This window comes from Ensifer sp. 22521 (genome assembly GCF_052044795.1).
In the GTDB taxonomy this organism is placed as follows: Bacteria; Pseudomonadota; Alphaproteobacteria; order Rhizobiales; family Rhizobiaceae; genus Ensifer.
The window spans coordinates 127,310-148,611 of sequence record NZ_JBQENM010000011.1 but is presented as its reverse complement, the minus strand read 5'-3'; the positions used below and the strand labels follow the sequence as shown (position 1 = coordinate 148,611).

The following is a 21,302-nucleotide window of genomic DNA, read 5'->3' as shown; positions in this document are numbered from 1 at the left end:
GCATAAGGCTTATGCCGAAACGTTTGAGGGACCGGATGGATATTGTCTCAGCGCTGAGAGCCTTCCTGCGCGTGGCGGAGACGGGCTCGTTTTCCGCCGCAGCACTCGATCTCAACCTGACGCAGCCGGCGGTCTCGCGGCAGGTATCGGCTCTCGAGGAGCACCTGAACACGCGCCTTCTTCACCGGACGACGAGCGCATTGGCGCTTACCGCCGAGGGCGAGCACATGATCCCGATGGCGCTCCGGGTAGTGGAAGCGGTCGACGCCCTGAACGAAGCCTCGTCTGCCGAGACTGCCTTGGTCTCCGGTCGTGTCCGGCTCACCCTGCCCGCACCCCTCGGCCTTTATGTCAGCGATCGGCTCGCCGCCTTTCTCGAGCGGCATCCCAGCCTGTCGGTCGAGTTGATCTTCCGGGAAGAGCCGTCGGATCTGGTCGGCGAAGGCATTGATCTCGAAGTGCGCCTCGGTCCGGTGTCGGACAGCAGCCTGATGTGCCGGCGCATCGGCTGGACGACCGCCTTCCTCGTTGCCGCACCGAGCTACCTTGAACAGCGGGGTGCGCTCAGGACGCCCGATGATATCAGCGGCCACGAATGTATCTGCTACAGTCGCGCCGGTGACGGACGCTCCTGGTCCTTTTCCGATGGATCCGACGACATCTTCGTGCGCATCGCCCCGCGTCTCGTCGCCAACAATGCGGTGGCCGTGCACCGTGCTGTGCTTGCGGGAAGCGGCCTGGCGATCCTGTCGCACATCCTCGCCTGCCCCGACATCGAAGCTGGCAGGCTGGTGAACCTGATGCCGGACTTTCCGCCAGCGCGGCTGCCGATCAGCGTCGTCTATCCGTCGCGCCGGAACATGCCGCTGCGTGTGCGAACCGTTCTCGATTTTCTTGTCGAGGCAGTGAAGGAAGATCCGTTGATGGCGTCCGCCTCCTCCTAACAGCGGAACGCCGCTCAGCGTTGTCCGGTCGTTGCGCGCAACGGGAGTCCGTTGAAGGCCTTGATCTCCTTCAGCACGAAGGTCGTCTGCATTTCCTTGATGCACGGCAGCCGCCGCACCACTTTCATGGCAAAATCGGAATAGGAATCGAGGTCGGATGAAACGACCTGCAGAAGGAAGTCCGCGTCGCCGGCTATGCTGTAGCAGGCGACAACGCTGTCGAGCTTCATCACTTCATCGGCGAAAGCATCGGCTTCCGCCTCCGTATGGCTGTCGATCTTCACCCGGATGAAGGCGAGCACTCCCAAGTCGATTTCCTTCCGGTTCAGGACAGCCATATAGCCCTGAATGACGCCATCATCCTCAAGCTGGCGCACGCGCCGCCAGCAGGGCGAGGTCGACATGCCCACCTCCTCCGAAAGCGCCTGGTTGCTCAGGCGCCCGTCATTCTGCAGCGCGGTCAAAATCTTCACATCGGCGGGCGTCAAGATCGCAGGCATGTCCTACCTCATTCTTTGTCAATGCAGGTAGAACCTACCGCATATTCGTAAATCTCCGCAACATCCGAAAGAACTTACCTCAAGGCCTGCTCTATTCTCCCCGTCGACAAACAGAGAGGAATAGACCACCGTGCTTCAGGACATCCGCCTCGCCATTATCGTCAATCCGGAGCTGCCGCCGGGTCATCTCGCCAACACCATCGCGGCGATTTCCATCGGCATCGGCGCGGCCATGCCCGTTCTTGGCAATCAGCACCTTACCGACAGCAATCAAAATACGATCGACATCAGCTCCAACCGACCCATCCCGATCCTGCAGGCCGACAATAGGACGATCGGCGCGTTGCTCCTGAAGGCGCTGCCGAAAGAGGAAGACCGCATCATCGTGCCGTTTCCGGCTTTTGCGCGCTCTCTGCACAGCTATGCGGACTACGAAACGCAATTCCCCGTGCGTGATCTCTCGGAGGAAACGATCGACGGCATTGGCCTGGCCGGTGCCTCCAAGTGGGTCAAATCGCTGACGGGATCCCTGAAATTGCTGCGATGAAGCGAAAGTCCCGCAACGGCGCGGAAGGCACTAACCTCACCTCCTTGTCCAGCATGTACATTTTTTTCGTCGCGACCAGACCAATGGCGGAATTGGTGGCGACACATCCGCAACACTTCCGCCCATTCGACCGAAAGGACATAGCTTTCCGGCTTGGCGACTTTTTCTAACCTTGACGACTCCTGTCGTGCGCGACAAGCTCTGAAAACGATTTTCAGAATATCATCATAGACCACACCACCCCGGCCGCCGCTGCCGTGGTTGATCGCGCGATGCGATACCTGTTGGGGACCAATGCGCATGACCAATCAACGTCTCATCATGCTGATCTTCTTCCTTCAGCCGATCGCCTTCGGCGCTTGGCTGCCGCGCATCCCCGATGTGCAGCAAAGGCTTGGCCTCGGACCGGCGGAACTGGCAATCGCATTGCTCGGAATGCCCGTCGGCATTCTCTTGACGCTGCCGTTTGCCGGACGCCTGGTCGCCCGGGTCGGCGGTCGCGCCACCATCCTCTACGGCTTCATTGTGTTTCTGGCGCTCGTCTGGCTGCCGACACGGGCCTCGAATATCGAGATCCTCTTCGTGACGCTCGCCATCGTCGGTGCGGCCCTGACGACGCTCGAGCTCGGCCTCAACATCGAGGCGGATGCGATCGAGAAGCACTCCGGACAGTTGATCATGAGCACCTGTCACGGCTTCTGGAGCCTCGGCATCATGACCGGCAGCCTGATCGGCGTCGGTTTCGCCGCGGTCCATGTTGCGCCGGAATGGGCAGTGCCGCTGGCGGCCGCGGTCATGTTGCCGATCAGCGTCTTTTTCGCCAGAATGCTGCCGCTCCTCCAAACCGGCGAGGCCGCGGCTGCGGAGGCGGCGCCGTCCAGGCGACGGCTGCCGAGCTTTGCGCTTCTCTGCGTCTGCTTCTTCGTCTTCGGCATCACCATGACCGAAGGCGCTGTGGCAGACTGGTCGGCCGTTTTCCTGCGCGATGTCTTCGGGCTCTCCAGCGCCAGCGCCGGCTTCGGCTATTCGATCTTCGCCTTCATGGTGGCAGCCGGCCGTTTTGCCGGTGACCGGCTGAAGGCGAGTTATGGTCCGGTGGCGGTTGCGCGCGCCTGTGGCATCGCCAGCATTGCCGGGCTGCTTCTGGTCGTTGCAAGCCCCGCCGCCTGGGCAGCGCTGCTCGGCTTTGCCGCCATGGGCTTCGGGGTGTCTGTCGGCTTCCCGCTCGCCGTCACGGCGGCCGCCGACCAGAAGGACCGACCGGCCGCAGCCAGCGTCGCCATCCTGTCCTTCATCGCTCTGCTCGGCTTCCTGCTCGGACCACCACTGATCGGCCTGATCGCCGAGCACAGCGACATGCGCTTCGGCCTCGGCGTGCTCGTGCCCTTCCTCGCCGTCAGCCTGCTTTTGACCGGCCGTTTGAAGCCGGCCAACCGCGCGAGCGCGCAGGACGCCCAGCAAGCCGCGAGCCGCGCGTAACAGCCAAGGCGATAGATCCATGGAACCGTGAAAACCCCGGCCGATTTTCGGCCGGGGTTTTCGTCGTTTATCGGCAGACGTGGCTTACTTGCGCGCCGCCATCGTGTTGTAGCTGGTGATGAGGTTGCGGTAGTCGGGAATGTGGTTCGAGAACAGCGTGCCAAGCCCCTCGATATCGTTGCGCCAATCGCGGTGCAATTCGCAGGCAACGCCGAACCAGGTCATTAGCTGAACGCCGGCGGCGGTCATGCGCGACAAGGCGGAATCCCTGGTCACCTCATTGAACGTGCCGGAAGCGTCGGCGACCACGAAAACCTCGAAGCCTTCCTCGATCGCCGAAAGCGCCGGAAACGCCACGCAGACCTCGGTCACCACGCCGGCAATCAAGAGCTGCTTCTTGCCGGTCGCCTTCACCGCCCTGACGAAATCCTCATTGTCCCAGGCGTTGATCTGGCCCGGACGGGGAATGAAGGGCGCATCGGGAAACAGTTTCTTCAGTTCAGGCACCAGCGGGCCATTCGGACCATCTTCAAAGCTGGTCGTCAGGACCGTCGGCAGCTTGAAGTATTTGGCGAGGTCGCCGAGCGCCAGGACATTGTTCTTGAACTTGTCCGGATCGAAATCGCGCACCAGCGACAGGAGGCCGGTCTGATGGTCGACGAACAGGACGGCAACATCATCCTTGTTGAGACGTACGTAGGGCTTGGTCATCGGAAGTCCTTTCTTTCGTTTAGTTCCATCACGGCCGGCAGCGTCCTTGTTGCTGTCTGATCCGCTGTGATTGAACGTAGGCTACTTCAGGACCACGCATGCAAAAAGATTGTGGAATCCGACGCAGTGTCCTATCAATAGAACGATGCAAGACCTGAACGACCTCTATTATTTCGTGCAAGTCGTCGAGCATGGCGGTTTTGCGGCAGCGGCACGGGCGACGGGAACGCAAAAATCCCGACTGAGCCGGCGCATCGCGATGCTGGAGGACCGGATCGGCGTCCGGCTGATCCAACGCTCGCCGCGCCGGTTCTTTGTCACCGATGTCGGCCGCGAATATTACCAGCGGTGCGTCGCCGTGTTAATCGAAGCCGAAGCGGCAGATGCCTTTATCGCACAGCAGCAGGGAGAACCTCAGGGGACTATCCGGGTGAGCTGCCCGACGGCGCTGATCTCCTTCCAATTCGGCAGGCTTTTCGCCCGGTTCATGACCGCGCATCCGAAAATCAGCCTGCAGCTCGAAAGCACCAACCGCCGCGTGGACGTGATCGCCGAGGGTTTCGACGTCTCGATCCGAGTCCGGTTTCCGCCGCTGGAAAGAAGCGAGCTGGTCATGCGCAAGCTCGACGACAGCTCGCAATATCTCGTTGCCAAGCCGGGGTTCCTGAAGGAACCGGTCCAGACGCCCGAGCAACTGACGGGGCTCGCAAGCCTTGCCTGGACTTCGGCCACACACGCTTACGAATGGCGGTTGGAAAGTGCCACGGGAGAGCAGGCGGTCGTCCGGCACGAGCCACGCTTCCTGACGGACGATATGGCAGCGCTGCGCGAAGCGGTGCTCGACGGAGCCGGAATCGTGCAATTGCCGACGATGATGATCTGGAAGGACCTGGCGGCCGGAACCCTGGTGCCGGTGCTGCCGCAATGGCGGCCTGCATCCGGCATCGTGCACGCCGTCTTTCCCTCAAGGCGCGGGCTTCTGCCGTCGGTTCGCACCTTCATCGACTTTCTCGCCCAGGAATGCGCTGCCGATCGCCTGACGGTGAACGAGAGTCTGGCATAACCGACGAACACCACCCATATGAGCGTTTAGTGCGTCTCGAAGGCACCTCTTCGCCTTCGATCCGCAGACCCATGCGCAGGGCGCATAGTAGCCATTCCTTGCATCCCGCGCCGCTTTTCACGATCTTAATGATGAAGCCGCGTTCGACGCCGGCTCCCTTCAGCACTCCATCCCAGTCGTAGACTTTTCCCCCGGCCACTGGCCGGCGCGGCCAATTCCGGCTTGAACAATAGGGAAGGTAATCATGCAGACTTCTGCCAAGACGCTTGACGCCAAGACACTGGACAAGATGACGCTCCACGAGCGCTCGGACATGATGGCGCTCGTCGCAGACGCACTCGAAGCAACGGCCGAGAAGGCCTACGAGATCGGCGATGACCGGTTTGCAGAGAATTCGATCAGCCTCGCCAACATCATCATCAGCTGTGCTGACGACCTGGTCGTTGGCGATCTGCCGGCGGCCGAACTTCTGTTGCAGCAGGGTATCGCGTTGATCAGCCTGTTTCAGGGCGAGCCCCGAGAGTTCACCTTGCACTAAAGCTTACGACCACGGCCGGCGACCAGCCGGCCGTTGCCACTTTGCACCGGTCGATGATGATTATCCTCGACCGGCCGCGGCGGCTGCTCAGCGGGCCATTAGGCGTCTCACGCGCCTTCGAGCGCGAGGTCGACCGCGGCCAGCGCATGAATCTCAGTGGTATCGAACACCGGAACCGGGCTGTCGGCCTGCGAAATCAACAGCATGATCTCGGTGCAGCCCATGATGATCGCTTCCGCGCCCGCATCGACCAGCCGCGCGATGACGCCGCGATAGGCGTCGCGCGAGCTGTCCTTGACGATGCCGGCGACGAGTTCTCGATAGATGATCTCGTGTACCTTGGCGCGGTCGTCCGCCTCCGGCACCAGCACCTCGAGACCAAACGTGTCCTTCAAACGGCCCTTGTAGAAATCCTGCTCCATGGTGAAGGCGGTTCCAAGCAGACCGACCTTGCTCAGGCCTGCGGCCTTGATCTTCTCCGCCGTCGGGTCGGCGATGTGAAGCAGCGGAATGGAAACGGCTGCCGAAACGTCGGCTGCCATCTTGTGCATCGTGTTGGTGCAGATCATCAGGAAATCGGCGCCGCCGGCCTCCAGGCGACGCGCCGCCGCAATCATTTCCTCTGTCAGAGCCGGCCAGTCGCCATGATGCTGAAGCCGTTCGATTTCGCCGAAATCCATCGACCACATCAGCGACTTTGCCGAATGCACGCCGCCCAGGCGGCCGCGAACCGTCTCGTTGATGATGCGGTAGTACTCGGCCGAGCTCTCCCAGCTCATGCCGCCAATCAGGCCGATGACCTTCACTTTGCGCGCTCCATTTTCGAACCGGACTCTGAGCTAACAAATCGCGAGCCATCGCGATAGCTCCAGCGACCGCAAGCGCCCGGCGCAGAAGGCCATTGCGGGGCTCAACGCCGGTCTCCGACGAGCCCCTTTCCCGCCCCCATCAAAGGACTTTTCCGCAAAGCTGCGTGACGTGACGACGACAACCGATTGACATTTCCGGTTTCGTGGACTTTTATATTCCAAAATAAAGAACGATATATCACAACTATGGAATAAGAGGAGGAGCAAATATGAAATCGACCAAACTTGCATTGCTTATCGGAACCGCGCTCGTGGCATCGGCAACCCTTGCCTTTGCCCAGGAACAGGGTGGCGTCATCAATGTCGCGACGGTCGGCGAACCGCCGACGCTCGACCCGATGGCGTCGACCGCCGACCTCGTCGGCATCGTCTCGCAGCACATCTTCGAAACGCTCTACACCTTCGACAAGGACTGGAAGCCGACGCCGCTTCTGGCGAGCGCCCTTCCGGAGATCAGCGCTGACGGCAAGACCTACACGATCAAGCTGCGCTCCGGCGTCAGGTTCCATGATGGCACCGACCTCGATGCCAAGGACGTGGTCGCCTCGCTCGAGCGCTGGACGAAGGTCGCCTCGCGCGGCAAGCAGACCGCAACGACGATCTCGGGCATCGAGGCGGTCGACCCGCTGACGGTCAAGATCTCGCTCAACACCCCTTACGCGCCGCTCGTCTCGCTGCTCGCCTTCAACAATTCCGCGGCGATCGTGCTTCCGTCGGAAAAGCAGGCTGAACCGATGACCGATTTCGTCGGCACCGGCCCCTACCAGCTGAAGGAGCGCAAGGCGGACCAGTATATCCAGCTGACCCGCTACGACGCCTACACGTCGCCGGAAGGCGACGCCAACGGCTACGGCGGCGCCCGCCACCAGTATGCCGACGAAATCCGCTTCGTGCCGGTGCCGGACCCGAACACCCGCGTCGAGGCCGCCGTCTCCGGCCAGTATGACTATGTCGATTCGCTGCCGGTCGAATCCTTCGACCGCGTGAAGGGGTCCAGCGCCTCCGATCCTGTCATGCTGCAGCCCTTCGGCTGGCCGGTATTCGTGCTGAACTCCGGCAACGGCATGACCAAGAATGTCGATCTGCGCAAGGCGATCCGCGCCTCGCTCAGCATGGAAGACATGATGGCGGCCGCCTTCGGCACCACCGACTTCTATGCGCTCGATGCCGCACTTTATCCGTCGCAATTCACCTGGCGCACCGATGCCGGCACCGAAGGCGCCTACAACATCGCCGACCCGGAAAAGGCTGGCGAACTCTTGAAAGCCGCCGGCTACAAGGGAGAGCCGCTGCGCATCCTCACCAGCCGCCAGTACGAGTTCCACTACAAGATGGCGCAGGTCGCGGCCGAATATCTGAAGCTCGCCGGCTTCACCGTCGATCTGCAGGTGGTCGACTGGGCGACGCTCACCCAGCGCCGCGCCGACCCGACGCTTTGGGACATCTACATCACCCACAGCCCCTTCCTGCCGGAACCGGCGCTCATCGGCATGATGTCGACCAAGGCCCCCGGCAACTGGGATACCCCGGCGCGTGCCAAGGCGGTCGATGCCTTCAACGCCGAATCCGATCCGGCCAAGCGCGTGGCTCTCTGGGCCGATGTGCAGAAGGTGATCTTCGAAGAAGTGCCTTTCATCAAGATCGGCGACTTCAACGCGCTCTCGGCAAAGTCGAAGACGCTTGAAGGCGTGTCACCGGCGCCATGGCCGTATTTCTGGAACGCTTCGATCAAGAAGTAAGCTCCCACCCTCCCAGGGACTTCGGCGGACGCCCAGCCACTGGCCTGGCGTCCGCCGGAAGGGCGCGCCGTTGTTCATTCACACCAGTGGGCAAGGTGCACAGGAAAGGTTCGAGGCCACCATGTTACGCTACATATTCCAGCGGCTGATGGGCATGATCGTCGTCATGGCGATCGTCGTCACGATCGTCTTCGTCATCGTCCGCGTGACACCGGGCGACCCCGCTGCCGTCATGCTCGGCCCGGAGGCGACCCAGGAGGACATCGCTGAACTGCGCACCCGGCTCGGCCTCGACCAGTCGCTCGGCCTGCAATATGTCTACTATATCGGGCAGTTGCTTCAGGGTGACCTCGGCCAGTCGATCTTCCTCAACCAGCCGGTGACCTCGGCGCTTGCGGAACGCGCCGAGCCGACCTTCTTCCTGACGCTGTTCTCGATCGTGATCGCCTGCGCCATCGCGCTGCCGATCGGCATCTACGCCGCCTATAGGCGCGGCTCCTTCGTCGACCAGGCGGCAACGACCCTCGCCATGCTGGCGGCGAGCATACCGAGCTTCTGGCTCGGCCTGATCCTGATCCAGGTGTTTGCGGTGCGCTTTGGCTGGTTCCCGGTTTCCGGCTATGGCGGGCCCGGCTCCTCCTTTACCGAGCGCATGTATCACCTGACCTTGCCGGCGATCGCGCTCGGCGTCGTTTCCTCCGCGCTGATCCTGCGCTTCACTCGCGCTTCGATGCTCGATGTGCTCGGCGACGATTTCATCCGCACAGCCCGCGCCAAGGGCCTCGGCGAGCGCAAGGTGGTGATGAAACACGCGCTGAAGAATGCGCTGATCCCGATCCTGACGATCATTGGGCTGACAGCCGCGGTGCTGATCTCGGGCGCCGTCGTCACCGAAACCGTCTTCGGCCTGCCGGGCGTCGGCAACCTCGTCGTCTCCGCCGTGCTTCGCCGCGACTATCCTGTCATCCAGGGTGCCCTGCTGGTGATCGCCGCGCTCTATGTGCTGATCAATTTCGCGATCGATATGCTCTATCTCCTCGTTGATCCAAGGGTACGTTACTGATGGCTATCACCGTATCTGCCCCCTCCGAGAGCGAGGGCCGCAAGTTCATCCGCCGGCTGCTCAAGCGCAAGACCGTTGCCTTCGGCCTCATCGTGCTGACCGTCTTCGTGCTCTTGGCCGTCTTCGCGCCACTGATCGCGCCCTATGCGCCCGGCAAGCTGTCGATCGTCAACCGTCTGTCGCCGCCGAGCCTGCAATGGTTCTTCGGCACCGACGAATTCGGCCGTGACGTCTTTTCCCGCACCATCTATGCCGGCCGGCTGTCGCTCCTCGTCGGTGCGGCCGTCGTCACGCTCGCAACCGTGATCGGCGTCGTGCTCGGCCTGCTCGCCGGCTTCTTCCCGAAGCTCGACACACCGATCGCCCGCGTCATCGACGCGATGATGGCCTTCCCGGATATCCTGCTTGCGATCGCGCTCGTCGCCGCCCTCGGACCGTCGCTGACGACCGTCATCATCGCGCTCAGCATCGTCTATGCACCGAGGCTTGCCCGCGTGGTGCGCGCCTCGACGCTGGTGATCCGCGAGCTTCCCTATGTCGAGGCGGCGCGCGCGCTTGGAATCTCGACCCCGCACATCATGACGCGCCACGTGCTGCGCAACCTGCTCTCGCCCGTCCTGGTCCAGGGCACCTTCCTCTTTGCCCATGCGATGCTTGCCGAAGCCGGCCTCTCTTTCCTCGGCGTCGGCGTCAGCCCGGAAATTCCCACCTGGGGCACGATGATCGCCTCGGGTCGCCAATACATCGGCCAGGCCGACTGGGTGACGCTCTTCCCCGGCATCGCCATCGTGCTCTCGGTCCTGTCGCTGCAGATGGTCGGAGACGGCCTGCGCGACATGCTCGATCCCCGCCTCAGAAAGGACCTGTAAGTCATGACGAACGCAACCACCAGCGCAGGTCCGGTGCTGATCCGGCAGGTGAAACCCGTCGCCTTCGGCATGGCCGCAGCGGCCGAAACGATCGATATCCTCGTCGATGGCGAAGGCCGCATCGCAGCCCTCGGTCCTAACCTGGAGGCATCAGGCAAAGTGCGCCGCATCGAGGGCAATGGCGCCTGGATCTCGCCCGGTTGGATCGACCTGCATGCCCATGTCTGGCATGGTGGCACCGACATTTCCGTGCGCCCGCAGCTTTGCGGCATGGAGCGCGGCGTCACCACCATCGTCGACGCCGGATCGGCCGGCGAGGCCAATTTCCACGGCTTTCGCGAGTACATCATCGAGCCCTCGCGCGAGCGCATCAAGGCATTCCTCAATCTCGGTTCGATCGGTCTCGTCGCCTGCAACCGCGTCAGTGAACTCAGCGACATCCGCTCGATCGACATCGACCGCATCATCGCCTGCTACCAGGAAAACCGCGAGCACATCGTCGGGCTGAAGGTCCGCGCCAGCCATGTGATCACCGGCTCCTGGGGCGTGACGCCGGTCAAGCTCGGCAAGAAGATTGCCAAGATCCTGAAGATCCCAATGATGGTGCATGTCGGCGAGCCGCCGGCGCTTTACGACGAGGTGCTCGAAATCCTCGGTCCCGGCGACATCGTCACCCACTGCTTCAACGGCAAGGCCGGCTCCAGCATCATCGAGGACGAGGACCTGTTCGAGCTTGCAGAACGTTGCGCCGGCGAAGGCATCCGCCTCGACATCGGCCATGGCGGCGCCTCCTTCTCCTTCCGCGTTGCCGAAGTCGCGATCGCCCGCGGGCTGCTGCCCTTCTCGATCTCCACCGACGTACATCTGCGCAGCATGAACCAGTCCGTCTGGGATCTCGGCACCACCATGTCGAAGCTGCTCAGCGTCGGCATGCCCTTTGAAAAGGTGGTCGAGGCCGTGACCCAGGCGCCAGCCTCGGTGATCCGCCTGCCGATGGACAATCTCTTGAGCGTCGGCGCCCGCGCCGAGTTCACCCTCTTCGATCTCGTCGATAGCGAACTCAGGGTCTTCGATTCACTCGGTGCTGAGGCGCATCTCAACCGCCTCTTCGAGCCACGCTACGCGGTGATGGGCACCGAGGTGGTCGCGGCCAACCGCTATCAGCCGCCGCATATCGAGTGCCCCGATCACAGCCATGGTTACGGCTATCGCTGACTCGACACGACAGAATACAGCAATGACAGGACATCGCGTGAACAGTCTGGACCAGAATAAAGACAGCCCTGCCGCCGCCTCGCCCTATCAACGGCTTCAGGCCCTCGGCATCAACCTGCCGCCGGCGCCGCCGCCGATCGCGAATTTCGTGACGCATGTGCGCGAAGGCAACATCCTCTACCTCTCAGGCCAGGGCCCGCGTGAAGTCGATGGCCATCTGCATGCCGGCAAGGTGGGCGCCGATGTCGATATCGACAGCGCCTATGATCACGCCCGGCTGACCGGCATCAACCTGCTTGCCGTCATGCACGATGCACTGGGCGACCTCGGGCGGGTCAAGCGCATCGTCAAGATCCTCGGCATGGTCAATGCCGTTCCGGATTTCGCCGAGCACCCGCGCGTCATCAACGGCTGCTCGGACCTGATGATGGATGTCTTCGGCGAGGCCGGCAGCCATGCGCGCTCGGCGGTGGGTTTCGGGTCGCTACCCGGCAACATCACCGTCGAGATCGAAGCGATCGTCGCTCTGCACGATTAACGACGGGAGGTTGGATCAATGGCTGCGCCAGCCCATCATCTTCTCGATCCGCTCGGCGGATACCCTGACGTGATCGGCGTAGAACGCCCGGTCGTCGAGGATCTTCTGCTCCGGCAGAACGATCGAGATCGTCGCGGCGCAATTGCCCTTGTCGTCGAGAATGGGAGCGGCAACGCAAGCGACCGCATAATCGGATTCGCCGGCCTGGATCGACAGCCTTGCTTGAAGCGCGCTGCCGGCCTGGTCGGAAAGTGCCGCCGGATCGATGTCGGCGCGGCCGGTGGGCGAAGTGCGGGCGCAGCGGCGGAAAAGCTCGAGCCTTTCCTCGGCCGGCAGATGGCCAACGAGCAGGCGACCGGATGCCGTCCAGTTGAGCGGCACACGGGTGCCGACGCGCGAGGTCACCTGGAAATGGCCGGGACCGTCGGCCATGGCGAGCACCTGCATGTAGTCGCCGTCGCGACCGCACAGCTGGATCGTTTCGGACACTTCCCGACCAAGGTCATGCATCTCGCGGGTGGCAACACCGAGGAAATCGAGGGACCGGGCATAGGCGAGACCATAGTGGTAGAGCCGGTCGCCAAGCCAGACGAGGCCATCGGCATCGCGGCTGAGCAAGTTCTTCTCGACCATGTCGTCAACGATGACATAGGCCGTGGACAGCGGCGCGCCGACCGCCTTGGCAATCGCGTAGACGCCGCTCGGGGAACCCGTCTCGTAAAGGAAATCGAGCACCTGCAAGGCGCGGTCCATACCGCTCACGCGCGAACGGCGCGGCTTGCCGGTCGTTTCAATGTCATCGTTCGGCTCGACGCCGGTCATCGTCTTGTCCACTGCTCAACTCCTGCGCGGCTCGAATTGCGCACTGCCGGGAAAGTGTCTGGTCCCGCTGCTGCCGCGCCCTCGATGGCGGCTGTGACAGATGGCGGAAGGCCTCACGCATACTTCATTACTATGGTAGATATTCCGCGAAAACGGAATAGTCTATCCGTTTCGACTGCCAGAAAATCGCCTGCCAGAAAATTACATGGAGACCACTATGCCTGACCGTGACATTCGCGAAGCTCTCGGACTTCGTCCCGTTATCAACGTCTCCGGCACGATGACCGGGCTCGGCGCATCGATCGTGGTCCCGGAAGCGATCGCCGCAATGACTGGCATACTGCCGCAGTTCGTCGAGATCAACGACCTGCAGCGCAAGGTGAGCCCCGTGATCGCGCGGCTGACCGGTGCGGAAGCCGGCTTCGTCACGGCGTCCTGCTCCGCCGGCATCAGCCTTGCCGTCGCGGGAACCATGACCGGCAGCGATCTTGCCGCGATCGAGCGCCTGCCCGATACGAACGGCCTCAAGAACGAGGTCCTCATCCAGATGGGCCATGTGGTGAGCTACGGCGCGCCCGTCGATCAGGCGATCCGCATCGCCGGCGCAAAGCCGGTGCTGGTCGGCCAGGCGACCTCGGCTTACCGCTACCATCTGGAAGGCGCTATCAACGAGCGCACGGCCTGCGCTGTCTACGTCGTCTCGCATCACGTGGTGCAGTATGGGCTCATTGGCCTCAAGGAATTTGCCGAGGTCTGCCATTCGAAGGGGGTGCCGGTCATCGTCGATGCGGCCTCGGAATATGATCTGCGCATCTTCCTCGATGAGGGCGCCGACATCGTGCTCTATTCCGGCCACAAGTTCCTCGGTGGCCCGACATCGGGCATCGTCGCCGGCAAGAAGGAGATGGTGCGCAACACCTTCCTGCAGAACCTCGGCATCGGCCGCGGCATGAAGGTTGGCAAGGAAAGCATGCTCGGCGCGATGGCGGCACTCGAAGCCTGGGAGACGCGCGACCACGCCGGCATCCGCGAACGCGAAACCGGTTACTTGAACCTCTGGCACGAGACGCTGAGCGGCCGCCCCGGCATCAGGCCGGTGATCGAAGCCGATCCGACCAACAACCCGCTCGACCGCCTGCGCGTCAACATCGACCCGCAGGAAGCCCACATCACCGCCTGGGACCTCGCCGACGCGCTCGCCCGCGGCACACCGCCGATCATCGTACGCGACCACGAAGCCGAGCACAATTACTTCTACCTCGACCCGTGCAACCTGCATCCGGGCCAGGAGAAGGTAGTCGCAAGCCGTCTCGCCGAGGAACTCGACAAGGCGCGCGCCTCGAACGAGATCATCTCGACCTCGCTCAGCGAGCGCAACGCCCGGCGCTTCGCCGGCCTGCTGCGCTGGCCTGACTGACCGGACACCGAAAACGACAAGACGCATAGCAACAGGCGGAGGAGCCGACATGACCGACACCGCAATCGCAGAGGCCCGCTCGACGACGCCTGTTCTTTCCGTCGAGAACCTGACGACTTCGTTCCTGGTCGATGGCGCATGGAAGCCCGTCGTGCGCGACATCTCCTTCCAGGTGGCGCCAGGAGAGACCGTCGCGATTGTCGGCGAATCCGGTTCGGGCAAGAGCGTCACCTCGCTCTCGATCATGCGGCTCTTGCAGAAGGAAACGAGCCGCGTCGAGGGCCGGGTGATGATGGGCGGTCGCAACATCCTCGACCTGCCCGAATCCGAGATGCGCCATGTGCGCGGCAACGACGTCGCGATGATCTTCCAGGAGCCGATGACCAGCCTCAATCCGCTGTTCACCATCGGCGACCAGATCTCCGAGGCACTGCTTTGCCACAAGCCCATGTCGAAGGCCGACGCTCGGGCAGAGACCATTCGGCTGCTGGAAAAGGTCCGTATCCCTTCGGCCGCCTCGCGCTTCGACGAGTATCCGCATCGGTTCTCCGGCGGCATGCGCCAGCGCGTGATGATCGCCATGGCGCTTGCAAGCCGTCCGAAGTTGCTGATCGCCGACGAGCCGACGACGGCGCTCGACGTCACCATCCAGGGCCAGATTCTCGACCTGATCAAAGTGCTGCAGGAGGAGGAAGGCACCTCGGTGCTGTTCATCACCCACGACATGGGCGTCGTCGCCGAGATCGCCGATCGCACCGTGGTGATGTTCCGCGGCGACGCAGTCGAGACCGGCAAGACGCAAGACATCTTCCTCAGGGCGAAACATCCCTATACCCGCGCGCTGCTTTCGGCCGTGCCAATGCTCGGGGCGATGAAAGGCGAGCCCCAGCCGATGCGCTTTCCGGTCATCGATGTGGCAACCGGTCTTCCGGGTGCCGTGGCTGAAGCGACCGACACGGTTCAATCCGACCGCAAGCCGATCCTTGAGGTGAAGAACCTCGTCAAGCGCTTCGACATTCACGCCGGACTGCTGGGCAAGCTCAAGGGCCGCGTGCACGCGATCGAAGACGTCTCCTTCAGCCTGCAGCCGGGCGAGACGCTGTCGCTCGTCGGCGAATCCGGCTGCGGCAAGTCGACGACCGGCCGCGCGATCATGCGGCTGATCGAACCGGAAAGCGGCTCGGTGATGCTTGACGGAAAGGACGTGCTGGCGATGGACCGCAAGGGCTTGCGCGAAATGCGCCGCACCATGCAGATGATCTTCCAGGATCCCTTCGCAAGCCTCAACCCGCGCATGACCGTGGGGGCCGCCATTGCCGAACCCTATCTCGAACACAAGCTCGGTACCGCGCGCCAAGCCCGCGAAAGAGTTGCCGACCTGCTCGAACGCGTCGGCCTGCAACCCGACATGGCGGCGCGCTACCCGCATGAATTCTCCGGCGGCCAGCGCCAGCGCGTCTGCATCGCGCGCGCCTTGGCGCTCGACCCGAAGGTGATCGTCGCCGACGAATCCGTTTCCGCACTCGACGTCTCGATCAAGGCGCAGGTCATCAACCTGCTGCTCGACCTGCAGGCGAGCCTCGGCCTCACCTACCTGTTCATCTCGCACGACATGGCGGTCGTCGAGCGCGTCAGCCATCGTGTGGCGGTCATGCATCTCGGCGAAATCGTCGAGATCGGTTCACGCGCACAGGTGTTCGAAAACCCGCAGCACCCCTATACCAGGAAGCTGATCGCCGCCGTCCCGATCGCCGACCCGACCCGCCGCCACACGCGCCGTGGCGTTGCGAGCGACGAGCTCAAAAGCCCCTTGCGCGCGCCCGACTACGTTCCGGTCGAGCGGCGCTATCAACAGGTCGCCGAGGACCATTTCGTCCAGGTCTAGGCGGACTGCGTCAAGCCGGTCGCATCCTTCTCGATCGAGACAGGTGAGCCGCGCGCACCTTCCTGCGCGGGCGGCCAACCGTATGACGGCCGTCAGAACGGCAGCCGCGCGTTCTCCTTGACTTCCTTCATCACGAAGAACGTCCGCGTCTGGCGCACTCCGGGCAAGGCGATCAGCTTCAGGCCGTGCAGTTTGTTGAAATCGGCCATGTCGCGGACGCGGATCTTCAGGAGATAGTCGAAATCGCCGGCGACCAGGTTGCAGTCGAGCACTTCCTTCATCTCCATCACCGCGCCTTCGAAGGCCGCAAAACTTTCGGGCGTCGAACGGTCGAGCACCACGCCGACCATCACCAAAGCGCCGAGACCGACGGCAGCGGGTGCGATTTCCGCCCGAACGCCGGTAATGTAACCCTCGTCGAACAGCCTTTGCGTCCGCCGGTGGCAGGTGGCCGGACTGACATTCGCCCGCTCGGCCAGGTCAGCATTTGTCAGCCGGCCCTCTGATTGCAGGGCGCGCAGGATCTTGATGTCGATCCTGTCGAAATCTTCGCTGGAAGAATCTTTCATTTCTGAGCCAAAATCTTGAAGAACCACGAAATCGTTTGAGAACTCTATCTCATCTGCAAAAATCAGAACAGGAAATTAGAGAGCACCTTTCACGCGACTTCACCTATCCTTCGCTCACAATTTTCACACGGAGGCCTGGATCAATGTCACTGCTCGAAAAGTTCGAACGCTACCCGCTCACCTTCGGCCCGACGCCGATCGAGCATCTGCCGCGGCTGACGGCAGCACTTGGCGGAAAAGTCGAGATCTATGCCAAGCGCGAAGACTGCAATTCCGGTCTCGCCATGGGCGGCAACAAACTCCGGAAACTCGAATACATCGTTCCGGATGCGATCGCCTCCGGCGCTGACACCCTGGTTTCGATCGGCGGCGTGCAGTCGAACCATACGCGGATGGTCGCTGCGACCGCCGCCAAGATCGGCATGAAATGCGTCGTCATCCAGGAAAAATGGGTGCCGCACTATGATGCGGTTTATGACCGCGTCGGCAACATCCTGATGACGCGGCTGATGGGGGCGGACAGCCGGCTGGTCGATGACGGCTTCGATATCGGCATCCGCAAGAGCTGGGAAGATGCGATCCAGTCAGTGAAGGATGCCGGCGGCAAGCCCTATCCGATCCCGGCCGGCGCTTCGGTGCACAAATACGGCGCGCTCGGTTACGTCGGCTTTGCCGAAGAGGTGGCTGAACAGGAGAAGGCGCTCGGCTTCACCTTCGACTACATCGTCGTCTGCGTCGTTACCGGCTCGACTCAAGGGGGCATGATCGTCGGTTTCGCCGCGCAGAACCGCGCCGAGCGGGTGATCGGCATCGATGCGTCGGGTACGCTTGAACAGACCCGCACGCAGGTGCGCAACATCGTCGATGCTACCGCCGAACTGGTTCGCCTCGAGAGGCCGATCCGCGACGACGAGATCGTCATCAATCCCGATTACGCCTACCCCGCCTATGGCGTACCATCTCAGGAAACGAACGCGGCGATCCGGCTTGCGGCGCGAACCGAAGCGATGATCACCGATCCGGTGTATGAGGGCAAATCCATGCAGGGCATGATTGATCTCACCCGCAAGGGCTTCTTCCCCGAGGGTTCGCGCGTGCTCTACGCTCATCTCGGCGGCGCGCCGGCTCTCAACGGCTACAGCTACTACTATAAGGACGGCTGACGCGCCGCTTGCACTCCGTCACCTTTTCGTCTCTCTCCATCGGAACACGGCGATGACCGACACCAGCCATCTCAAGACGATCGAAAAGCGCCTGCTCTGGCTCTCCCACTGGATGATCCATCACGCTAACCATATCCGTCCGAAGGTCGACGGCATCAAGACCGGAGGACACCAGGCAAGCTCCGCGTCGGTCGTCTCGATCATGACCGCGCTCTATTTCTCGGCGCTCCGGCCGGAAGATCGCGTCGCCGTCAAGCCGCATGCGGCCCCGGTGTTCCATGCGATGCAGTATCTGATGGGCAGGCAAATGCGCGAGAAACTCGTGAACTTCCGCGGCTATGGCGGGGCGCAGAGCTATCCGAGCCGGACGAAGGATGTCGACGACGTCGACTTCTCCACCGGCTCCGTCGGGCTCGGCGTCGGCATCACCGCGCTCGCCTCGATCGTCCAGGATTTCGTCCGCGCCAAGGAATGGGGAGAGGGCAAGCTCGGCCGCATGGTGGCGCTCGTCGGCGACGCCGAGCTTGACGAGGGCAATGTTTACGAAACGCTGCAGGAGGGCTGGAAGAACGACCTGCGCAATTGCTGGTGGATCATCGACTACAACAGGCAGTCCCTTGACGGCATCGTGCGCGAGGGCCTGTTCGAGCGGGTGGAAAAGATCTTCAGCGCTTTCGGCTGGGACGTGGTGCGGGTCAAGTATGGCGTGCTGCAACGCGCGGCCTTTGCCGAGCCCGGCGGCGAGAAGCTGCGCGACTGGATCGACCGCTGCTCCAACCAGGAATATGCGGCGCTTACCTTCATGGGCGGTGCCGTCTGGCGCAAGCGCCTCGCCGACGATCTCGGCGACCAGGGCGACGTCTCCGCGCTGATCGACCGGCGCAGCGATGCCGAGCTTTCAGCGCTGATGGAAAACCTCGGCGGCAACTGCGTCGAGACGATGGCGGAGACCTTCGCCGCCATCGACCACGACCGGCCGACCTGCTTCCTCGCCTATACGATCAAGGGCTGGAACACGCCGATCGCCGGCCACAAGGACAACCACGGCGGCCTGATGACAACGGCCCAGTTCGCCGAGTGGCAGGCACATATGGGCGTGGCGCCCGGCGAGGAGTGGGAACCCTTTGCCGGGGTGCCGGATCGCAAAGCGCTCGAAACGTTCCTCGCCTCGGTGCCCTTCTTCGCTTCAGAGACGCGTCGCCATGCCGATCACCGGCTGGAGGTGCCGCATATCGCCTTCGAGACGCAGCGCGAGATCTCGACGCAGATGGCCTTCGGCAAGATCCTCGACGATCTTGCCAAAGGCAAATCAGACCTCGCCGAGCGCATTTTGACGACATCGCCGGATGTGACCGGCACCACGAGCCTCGGCGCCTGGGTGAACCGACGCAAGCTCTTCGCGCGCCAGCCGCTGGCCGATGCCTTCATCGAACACCGCATCGCCTCGACGGCAAAATGGGAGTTCACACCGGAAGGGCAGCATGTCGAGCTCGGCATTGCCGAGATGAACCTCTTCCTGCTGCTCGGTGCCGCCGGCCTCAGCCACTCGCTGTTCGGCAAACGGCTGATCCCGATCGGCACGGTCTATGACCCGTTCGTCTGCCGCGGCCTCGATGCGCTGAACTACGCCTGCTACCAGGATGCCCGCTTCATGATCGTCGGCACGCCCTCCGGCGTGACGCTGGCTCCGGAAGGTGGCGCGCATCAGTCGATCGGCACGCCGCTGATCGGGATCAGCCAGGATGGTCTGGCGGCCTTTGAGCCCGCCTTTGCCGACGAGCTCGCGGTCATCATGGAATGGGCCTTTAACTACATGCAGCGCGACGGCGACAACGACCCGGACGAACGCACGTGGCTGCGCGACGAGACTGGCGGCTCGGTCTATCTGAGGCTCACCACCAAGCCGCTCGAACAGCCGCTGAAGCGGGTCGACGACGATTTCCGCCAGGGAGCGATCGACGGCGCCTATTGGCTGAGGAAACCCGGGCCCAACTGTGCTGTCGTCATCGCCTATCAGGGGGCGGTCGCCGACGAGGCGATTGCGGCGGCCGGCATGATCGGAGAGGTCCGCCGCGACATCGGCGTGCTCGCCGTCACTTCCGCCGACCGGCTCAATGCCGGCTGGACGGCGGCGCAGCGCGAACGTGCCCGCGGCAATCCGCAGGCGCGAAGCCATATCGAACGACTGCTCGATCCCCTGCCGGGCCATTGCGCCATCGTCACCGTCATCGACGGCCATCCGGCGACGCTTTCCTGGCTCGGTGCCGTCGGCGGCCACCGGACGATCCCGCATGGCGTCGAACATTTCGGCCAGACCGGGACGATCGGCGATCTCTACCGGCATTTCCGTCTCGACCGCAGCGCCATCGCCGCATCGGTCATGGCGCTGACCGCGGGGCGGCGGACCGCCGCCGGGCAAGAGGCACTCCTCTTTCCGTAGCGCCGGCTGAACACTAACACCTTTGAAGACGAATGGCCTCGCGTTGCCTGTCCGGCAGCGAGCGGTCGCCTGCGTCTTCCAAAAACCGAGAAGCGTCACCGTCCCGGAAAAGACGCCGTACCAGGGGAAACCGCACCCAACAGGAAAGGATTTTCGAAATGCGAACAATAAGAATTCTGGCAGCCACTCTCTTGGCAATGGTGGTTGCCCCCTTCGGGCAGGCTTTTGCCGATCCCATAAGGAACGTCGTCATCGTGCACGGAGCACTTGCCGATGGCTCTGGCTGGCGCAAGGTCTTCGACCTCTTGAGTGCCAAGGGTTTCAACGTCTCCGTCGTCCAGCCGCCGATGACCTCGCTTGGCGACGATGTCACTGCAACCAAGCGCATCCTCGACCTGCAGGCCGGTCCGTCCATTCTTGTCGGCCACAGCTATGGCGGCATGGTGGTGACCGAAGCGGGAAGCGCCGACAACGTCGCGGGCCTCGTCTATGTGGCGGCGTTCCAGCCGGATGCAGGCGAGACCCTGCTCGACCTCGCCGCCCGGACACCCGCGGCAACCAAGAGCATCGCGGCGACGAAGGACGGTTATCTCTACCTCGACCCGAGGGCTTTCGCTCAGGATTTTGCCGCCGATATCCCCGCGGACGAGGCTCGCTTCATGGCGCAATCCCAGGTCTTCCCCGCGAAGGCCGCCTTCGAGACTAAGATCACGGCACCGGCGTGGAAAAGCAAGAAGAGCTGGGCGCTGATCGCCACCGACGATCGGGCCATTCATCCCGATCTGATGTGGGAGATGGCGAAGCGCGCCGGGAGCGAACCGGTCGAAGTCAAAGCCAGCCACGCAGTCTTCATGTCCCAGCCGGCGGCTGTCGCCGCGCTGATTGAGAAGGCCGCGGTCACGCTTTCCGACTGACGCATTACCTTGGTGTC

At 62.9% G+C, this 21,302-nt stretch carries 20 protein-coding genes; 15 read left to right on the top strand and 5 right to left on the bottom strand.

From position 1 onward, the window contains the following. Nucleotides 1-35 precede the first annotated feature (35 nt). Nucleotides 36-944 carry a LysR family transcriptional regulator gene (locus tag ACTJKE_RS18825; protein WP_113398756.1) on the top strand — a complete coding sequence of 303 codons (909 nt, stop codon included), beginning with the start codon at nucleotides 36-38 and terminating at the stop codon, nucleotides 942-944. A gap of 14 nt (nucleotides 945-958) precedes the next feature. Here the strand turns inward: ACTJKE_RS18825 and ACTJKE_RS18820 are convergent, their stop codons facing one another. Then, nucleotides 959-1,444, bottom strand: a complete 486-nt coding sequence (locus tag ACTJKE_RS18820; RefSeq protein ID WP_058322118.1) for an Lrp/AsnC family transcriptional regulator — start codon at nucleotides 1,442-1,444, stop codon at nucleotides 959-961. A gap of 130 nt (nucleotides 1,445-1,574) precedes the next feature. Between ACTJKE_RS18820 and ACTJKE_RS18815 the strand changes: the two genes are divergently transcribed. Both ACTJKE_RS18815 and ACTJKE_RS18810 read left to right on the top strand, forming a co-directional pair. Next, nucleotides 1,575-1,991: a DUF2000 domain-containing protein gene (locus ACTJKE_RS18815; protein WP_110881012.1), complete on the top strand. Its 417-nt coding sequence runs from the start codon at nucleotides 1,575-1,577 to the stop codon at nucleotides 1,989-1,991. A gap of 300 nt (nucleotides 1,992-2,291) precedes the next feature. After that, nucleotides 2,292-3,470 (top strand): MFS transporter, encoded by a 1,179-nt coding sequence (locus tag ACTJKE_RS18810; RefSeq protein WP_113512207.1) that lies wholly within the window; start codon nucleotides 2,292-2,294, stop codon nucleotides 3,468-3,470. Between the two features lie 84 nt (nucleotides 3,471-3,554). On the opposite strand, the gene ycaC is transcribed toward ACTJKE_RS18810, so the two are convergent. Further along, nucleotides 3,555-4,181, bottom strand: coding sequence for an isochorismate family cysteine hydrolase YcaC (gene ycaC, locus ACTJKE_RS18805; RefSeq protein ID WP_058322115.1), 627 nt, complete (start codon nucleotides 4,179-4,181; stop codon nucleotides 3,555-3,557). Nucleotides 4,182-4,326: 145 nt separating this feature from the next. Between ycaC and ACTJKE_RS18800 the strand changes: the two genes are divergently transcribed. Together ACTJKE_RS18800 and ACTJKE_RS18795 are read left to right on the top strand one after the other, a co-directional pair. Continuing rightward, a complete protein-coding gene (locus ACTJKE_RS18800) occupies nucleotides 4,327-5,244 on the top strand; it encodes a LysR substrate-binding domain-containing protein (protein WP_058322114.1) in 918 nt (305 codons plus the stop codon). A 244-nt stretch (nucleotides 5,245-5,488) separates the two neighbouring features. Then, complete coding sequence (locus tag ACTJKE_RS18795) at nucleotides 5,489-5,782, top strand: hypothetical protein (RefSeq protein ID WP_057255307.1); 294 nt, start codon at nucleotides 5,489-5,491, stop codon at nucleotides 5,780-5,782. Between the two features lie 107 nt (nucleotides 5,783-5,889). On the opposite strand, the gene ACTJKE_RS18790 is transcribed toward ACTJKE_RS18795, so the two are convergent. Beyond that, nucleotides 5,890-6,588 carry an aspartate/glutamate racemase family protein gene (locus ACTJKE_RS18790; RefSeq protein ID WP_058322113.1) on the bottom strand — a complete coding sequence of 233 codons (699 nt, stop codon included), beginning with the start codon at nucleotides 6,586-6,588 and terminating at the stop codon, nucleotides 5,890-5,892. 272 nt (nucleotides 6,589-6,860) lie between these two features. Between ACTJKE_RS18790 and ACTJKE_RS18785 the strand changes: the two genes are divergently transcribed. From ACTJKE_RS18785 to ACTJKE_RS18765, 5 genes are all read left to right on the top strand, one after another. Then, the gene (locus ACTJKE_RS18785; protein WP_113512103.1) at nucleotides 6,861-8,390 is read left to right on the top strand and encodes an ABC transporter substrate-binding protein; all 1,530 of its coding nucleotides are present in this window, start codon (nucleotides 6,861-6,863) and stop codon (nucleotides 8,388-8,390) included. Nucleotides 8,391-8,511: 121 nt separating this feature from the next. After that, entirely contained in the window at nucleotides 8,512-9,453 is a 942-nt protein-coding gene (locus tag ACTJKE_RS18780; protein WP_058322111.1) for an ABC transporter permease, read from the top strand. Next, nucleotides 9,453-10,322, top strand: a complete 870-nt coding sequence (locus ACTJKE_RS18775; protein WP_058330026.1) for an ABC transporter permease — start codon at nucleotides 9,453-9,455, stop codon at nucleotides 10,320-10,322. The genes ACTJKE_RS18780 and ACTJKE_RS18775 overlap by 1 nt, the downstream gene beginning before the upstream one ends. A gap of 3 nt (nucleotides 10,323-10,325) precedes the next feature. After that, entirely contained in the window at nucleotides 10,326-11,537 is a 1,212-nt protein-coding gene (locus ACTJKE_RS18770) for an amidohydrolase/deacetylase family metallohydrolase (protein WP_113512105.1), read from the top strand. Nucleotides 11,538-11,559: 22 nt separating this feature from the next. After that, the gene (locus ACTJKE_RS18765) at nucleotides 11,560-12,075 is read left to right on the top strand and encodes a RidA family protein (protein WP_058322108.1); all 516 of its coding nucleotides are present in this window, start codon (nucleotides 11,560-11,562) and stop codon (nucleotides 12,073-12,075) included. 15 nt (nucleotides 12,076-12,090) lie between these two features. Here ACTJKE_RS18765 and ACTJKE_RS18760 read toward each other — a convergent pair whose 3' ends face one another. Continuing rightward, a complete protein-coding gene (locus tag ACTJKE_RS18760; RefSeq protein WP_058322161.1) occupies nucleotides 12,091-12,897 on the bottom strand; it encodes an IclR family transcriptional regulator in 807 nt (268 codons plus the stop codon). 217 nt (nucleotides 12,898-13,114) lie between these two features. On the opposite strand from ACTJKE_RS18760, the gene ACTJKE_RS18755 reads away from it, so the two are divergent. Together ACTJKE_RS18755 and ACTJKE_RS18750 are read left to right on the top strand one after the other, a co-directional pair. Next, on the top strand, nucleotides 13,115-14,314 hold the full coding sequence (locus ACTJKE_RS18755; protein WP_058330028.1) for an aminotransferase class V-fold PLP-dependent enzyme: 1,200 nt from the start codon (nucleotides 13,115-13,117) through the stop codon (nucleotides 14,312-14,314). Between the two features lie 49 nt (nucleotides 14,315-14,363). Then, nucleotides 14,364-16,199: an ABC transporter ATP-binding protein gene (locus tag ACTJKE_RS18750; protein WP_058330029.1), complete on the top strand. Its 1,836-nt coding sequence runs from the start codon at nucleotides 14,364-14,366 to the stop codon at nucleotides 16,197-16,199. 92 nt (nucleotides 16,200-16,291) lie between these two features. Here ACTJKE_RS18750 and ACTJKE_RS18745 read toward each other — a convergent pair whose 3' ends face one another. Beyond that, on the bottom strand, nucleotides 16,292-16,768 hold the full coding sequence (locus tag ACTJKE_RS18745; protein ID WP_058330030.1) for an Lrp/AsnC family transcriptional regulator: 477 nt from the start codon (nucleotides 16,766-16,768) through the stop codon (nucleotides 16,292-16,294). Between the two features lie 143 nt (nucleotides 16,769-16,911). Here ACTJKE_RS18745 and ACTJKE_RS18740 point away from each other — a divergent pair, with 143 nt between their 5' ends. The 3 genes from ACTJKE_RS18740 to ACTJKE_RS18730 all read left to right on the top strand — a co-directional run bounded on the left by ACTJKE_RS18740 (nucleotide 16,912) and on the right by ACTJKE_RS18730 (nucleotide 21,285). Next, on the top strand, nucleotides 16,912-17,931 hold the full coding sequence (locus ACTJKE_RS18740) for a 1-aminocyclopropane-1-carboxylate deaminase (RefSeq protein ID WP_058330031.1): 1,020 nt from the start codon (nucleotides 16,912-16,914) through the stop codon (nucleotides 17,929-17,931). A 52-nt stretch (nucleotides 17,932-17,983) separates the two neighbouring features. Beyond that, a complete protein-coding gene (locus ACTJKE_RS18735; RefSeq protein ID WP_058330032.1) occupies nucleotides 17,984-20,371 on the top strand; it encodes a 1-deoxy-D-xylulose-5-phosphate synthase N-terminal domain-containing protein in 2,388 nt (795 codons plus the stop codon). Nucleotides 20,372-20,568: 197 nt separating this feature from the next. Beyond that, nucleotides 20,569-21,285, top strand: a complete 717-nt coding sequence (locus ACTJKE_RS18730; protein WP_245296314.1) for an alpha/beta fold hydrolase — start codon at nucleotides 20,569-20,571, stop codon at nucleotides 21,283-21,285. The last annotated feature ends 17 nt before the right edge of the window (nucleotides 21,286-21,302 follow it).

Excerpts from the sequence above, each read along its gene's own strand:
- ACTJKE_RS18825 (WP_113398756.1), top strand. The coding sequence starts at position 36 with ATGGATATTGTCTCAGCGCTGAGAGCCTTCCTGCGCGTGGCGGAGACG.
- ACTJKE_RS18820 (WP_058322118.1), bottom strand. The coding sequence starts at position 1,444 with ATGCCTGCGATCTTGACGCCCGCCGATGTGAAGATTTTGACCGCGCTG.
- ACTJKE_RS18810 (WP_113512207.1), top strand. The coding sequence starts at position 2,292 with ATGACCAATCAACGTCTCATCATGCTGATCTTCTTCCTTCAGCCGATC.
- ycaC (WP_058322115.1), bottom strand. The coding sequence starts at position 4,181 with ATGACCAAGCCCTACGTACGTCTCAACAAGGATGATGTTGCCGTCCTG.
- ACTJKE_RS18800 (WP_058322114.1), top strand. The coding sequence starts at position 4,327 with ATGCAAGACCTGAACGACCTCTATTATTTCGTGCAAGTCGTCGAGCAT.
- ACTJKE_RS18795 (WP_057255307.1), top strand. The coding sequence starts at position 5,489 with ATGCAGACTTCTGCCAAGACGCTTGACGCCAAGACACTGGACAAGATG.
- ACTJKE_RS18785 (WP_113512103.1), top strand. The coding sequence starts at position 6,861 with ATGAAATCGACCAAACTTGCATTGCTTATCGGAACCGCGCTCGTGGCA.
- ACTJKE_RS18780 (WP_058322111.1), top strand. The coding sequence starts at position 8,512 with ATGTTACGCTACATATTCCAGCGGCTGATGGGCATGATCGTCGTCATG.
- ACTJKE_RS18775 (WP_058330026.1), top strand. The coding sequence starts at position 9,453 with ATGGCTATCACCGTATCTGCCCCCTCCGAGAGCGAGGGCCGCAAGTTC.
- ACTJKE_RS18770 (WP_113512105.1), top strand. The coding sequence starts at position 10,326 with ATGACGAACGCAACCACCAGCGCAGGTCCGGTGCTGATCCGGCAGGTG.
- ACTJKE_RS18765 (WP_058322108.1), top strand. The coding sequence starts at position 11,560 with ATGACAGGACATCGCGTGAACAGTCTGGACCAGAATAAAGACAGCCCT.
- ACTJKE_RS18760 (WP_058322161.1), bottom strand. The coding sequence starts at position 12,897 with ATGACCGGCGTCGAGCCGAACGATGACATTGAAACGACCGGCAAGCCG.
- ACTJKE_RS18755 (WP_058330028.1), top strand. The coding sequence starts at position 13,115 with ATGCCTGACCGTGACATTCGCGAAGCTCTCGGACTTCGTCCCGTTATC.
- ACTJKE_RS18750 (WP_058330029.1), top strand. The coding sequence starts at position 14,364 with ATGACCGACACCGCAATCGCAGAGGCCCGCTCGACGACGCCTGTTCTT.
- ACTJKE_RS18745 (WP_058330030.1), bottom strand. The coding sequence starts at position 16,768 with ATGAAAGATTCTTCCAGCGAAGATTTCGACAGGATCGACATCAAGATC.
- ACTJKE_RS18740 (WP_058330031.1), top strand. The coding sequence starts at position 16,912 with ATGTCACTGCTCGAAAAGTTCGAACGCTACCCGCTCACCTTCGGCCCG.
- ACTJKE_RS18735 (WP_058330032.1), top strand. The coding sequence starts at position 17,984 with ATGACCGACACCAGCCATCTCAAGACGATCGAAAAGCGCCTGCTCTGG.
- ACTJKE_RS18730 (WP_245296314.1), top strand. The coding sequence starts at position 20,569 with ATGGTGGTTGCCCCCTTCGGGCAGGCTTTTGCCGATCCCATAAGGAAC.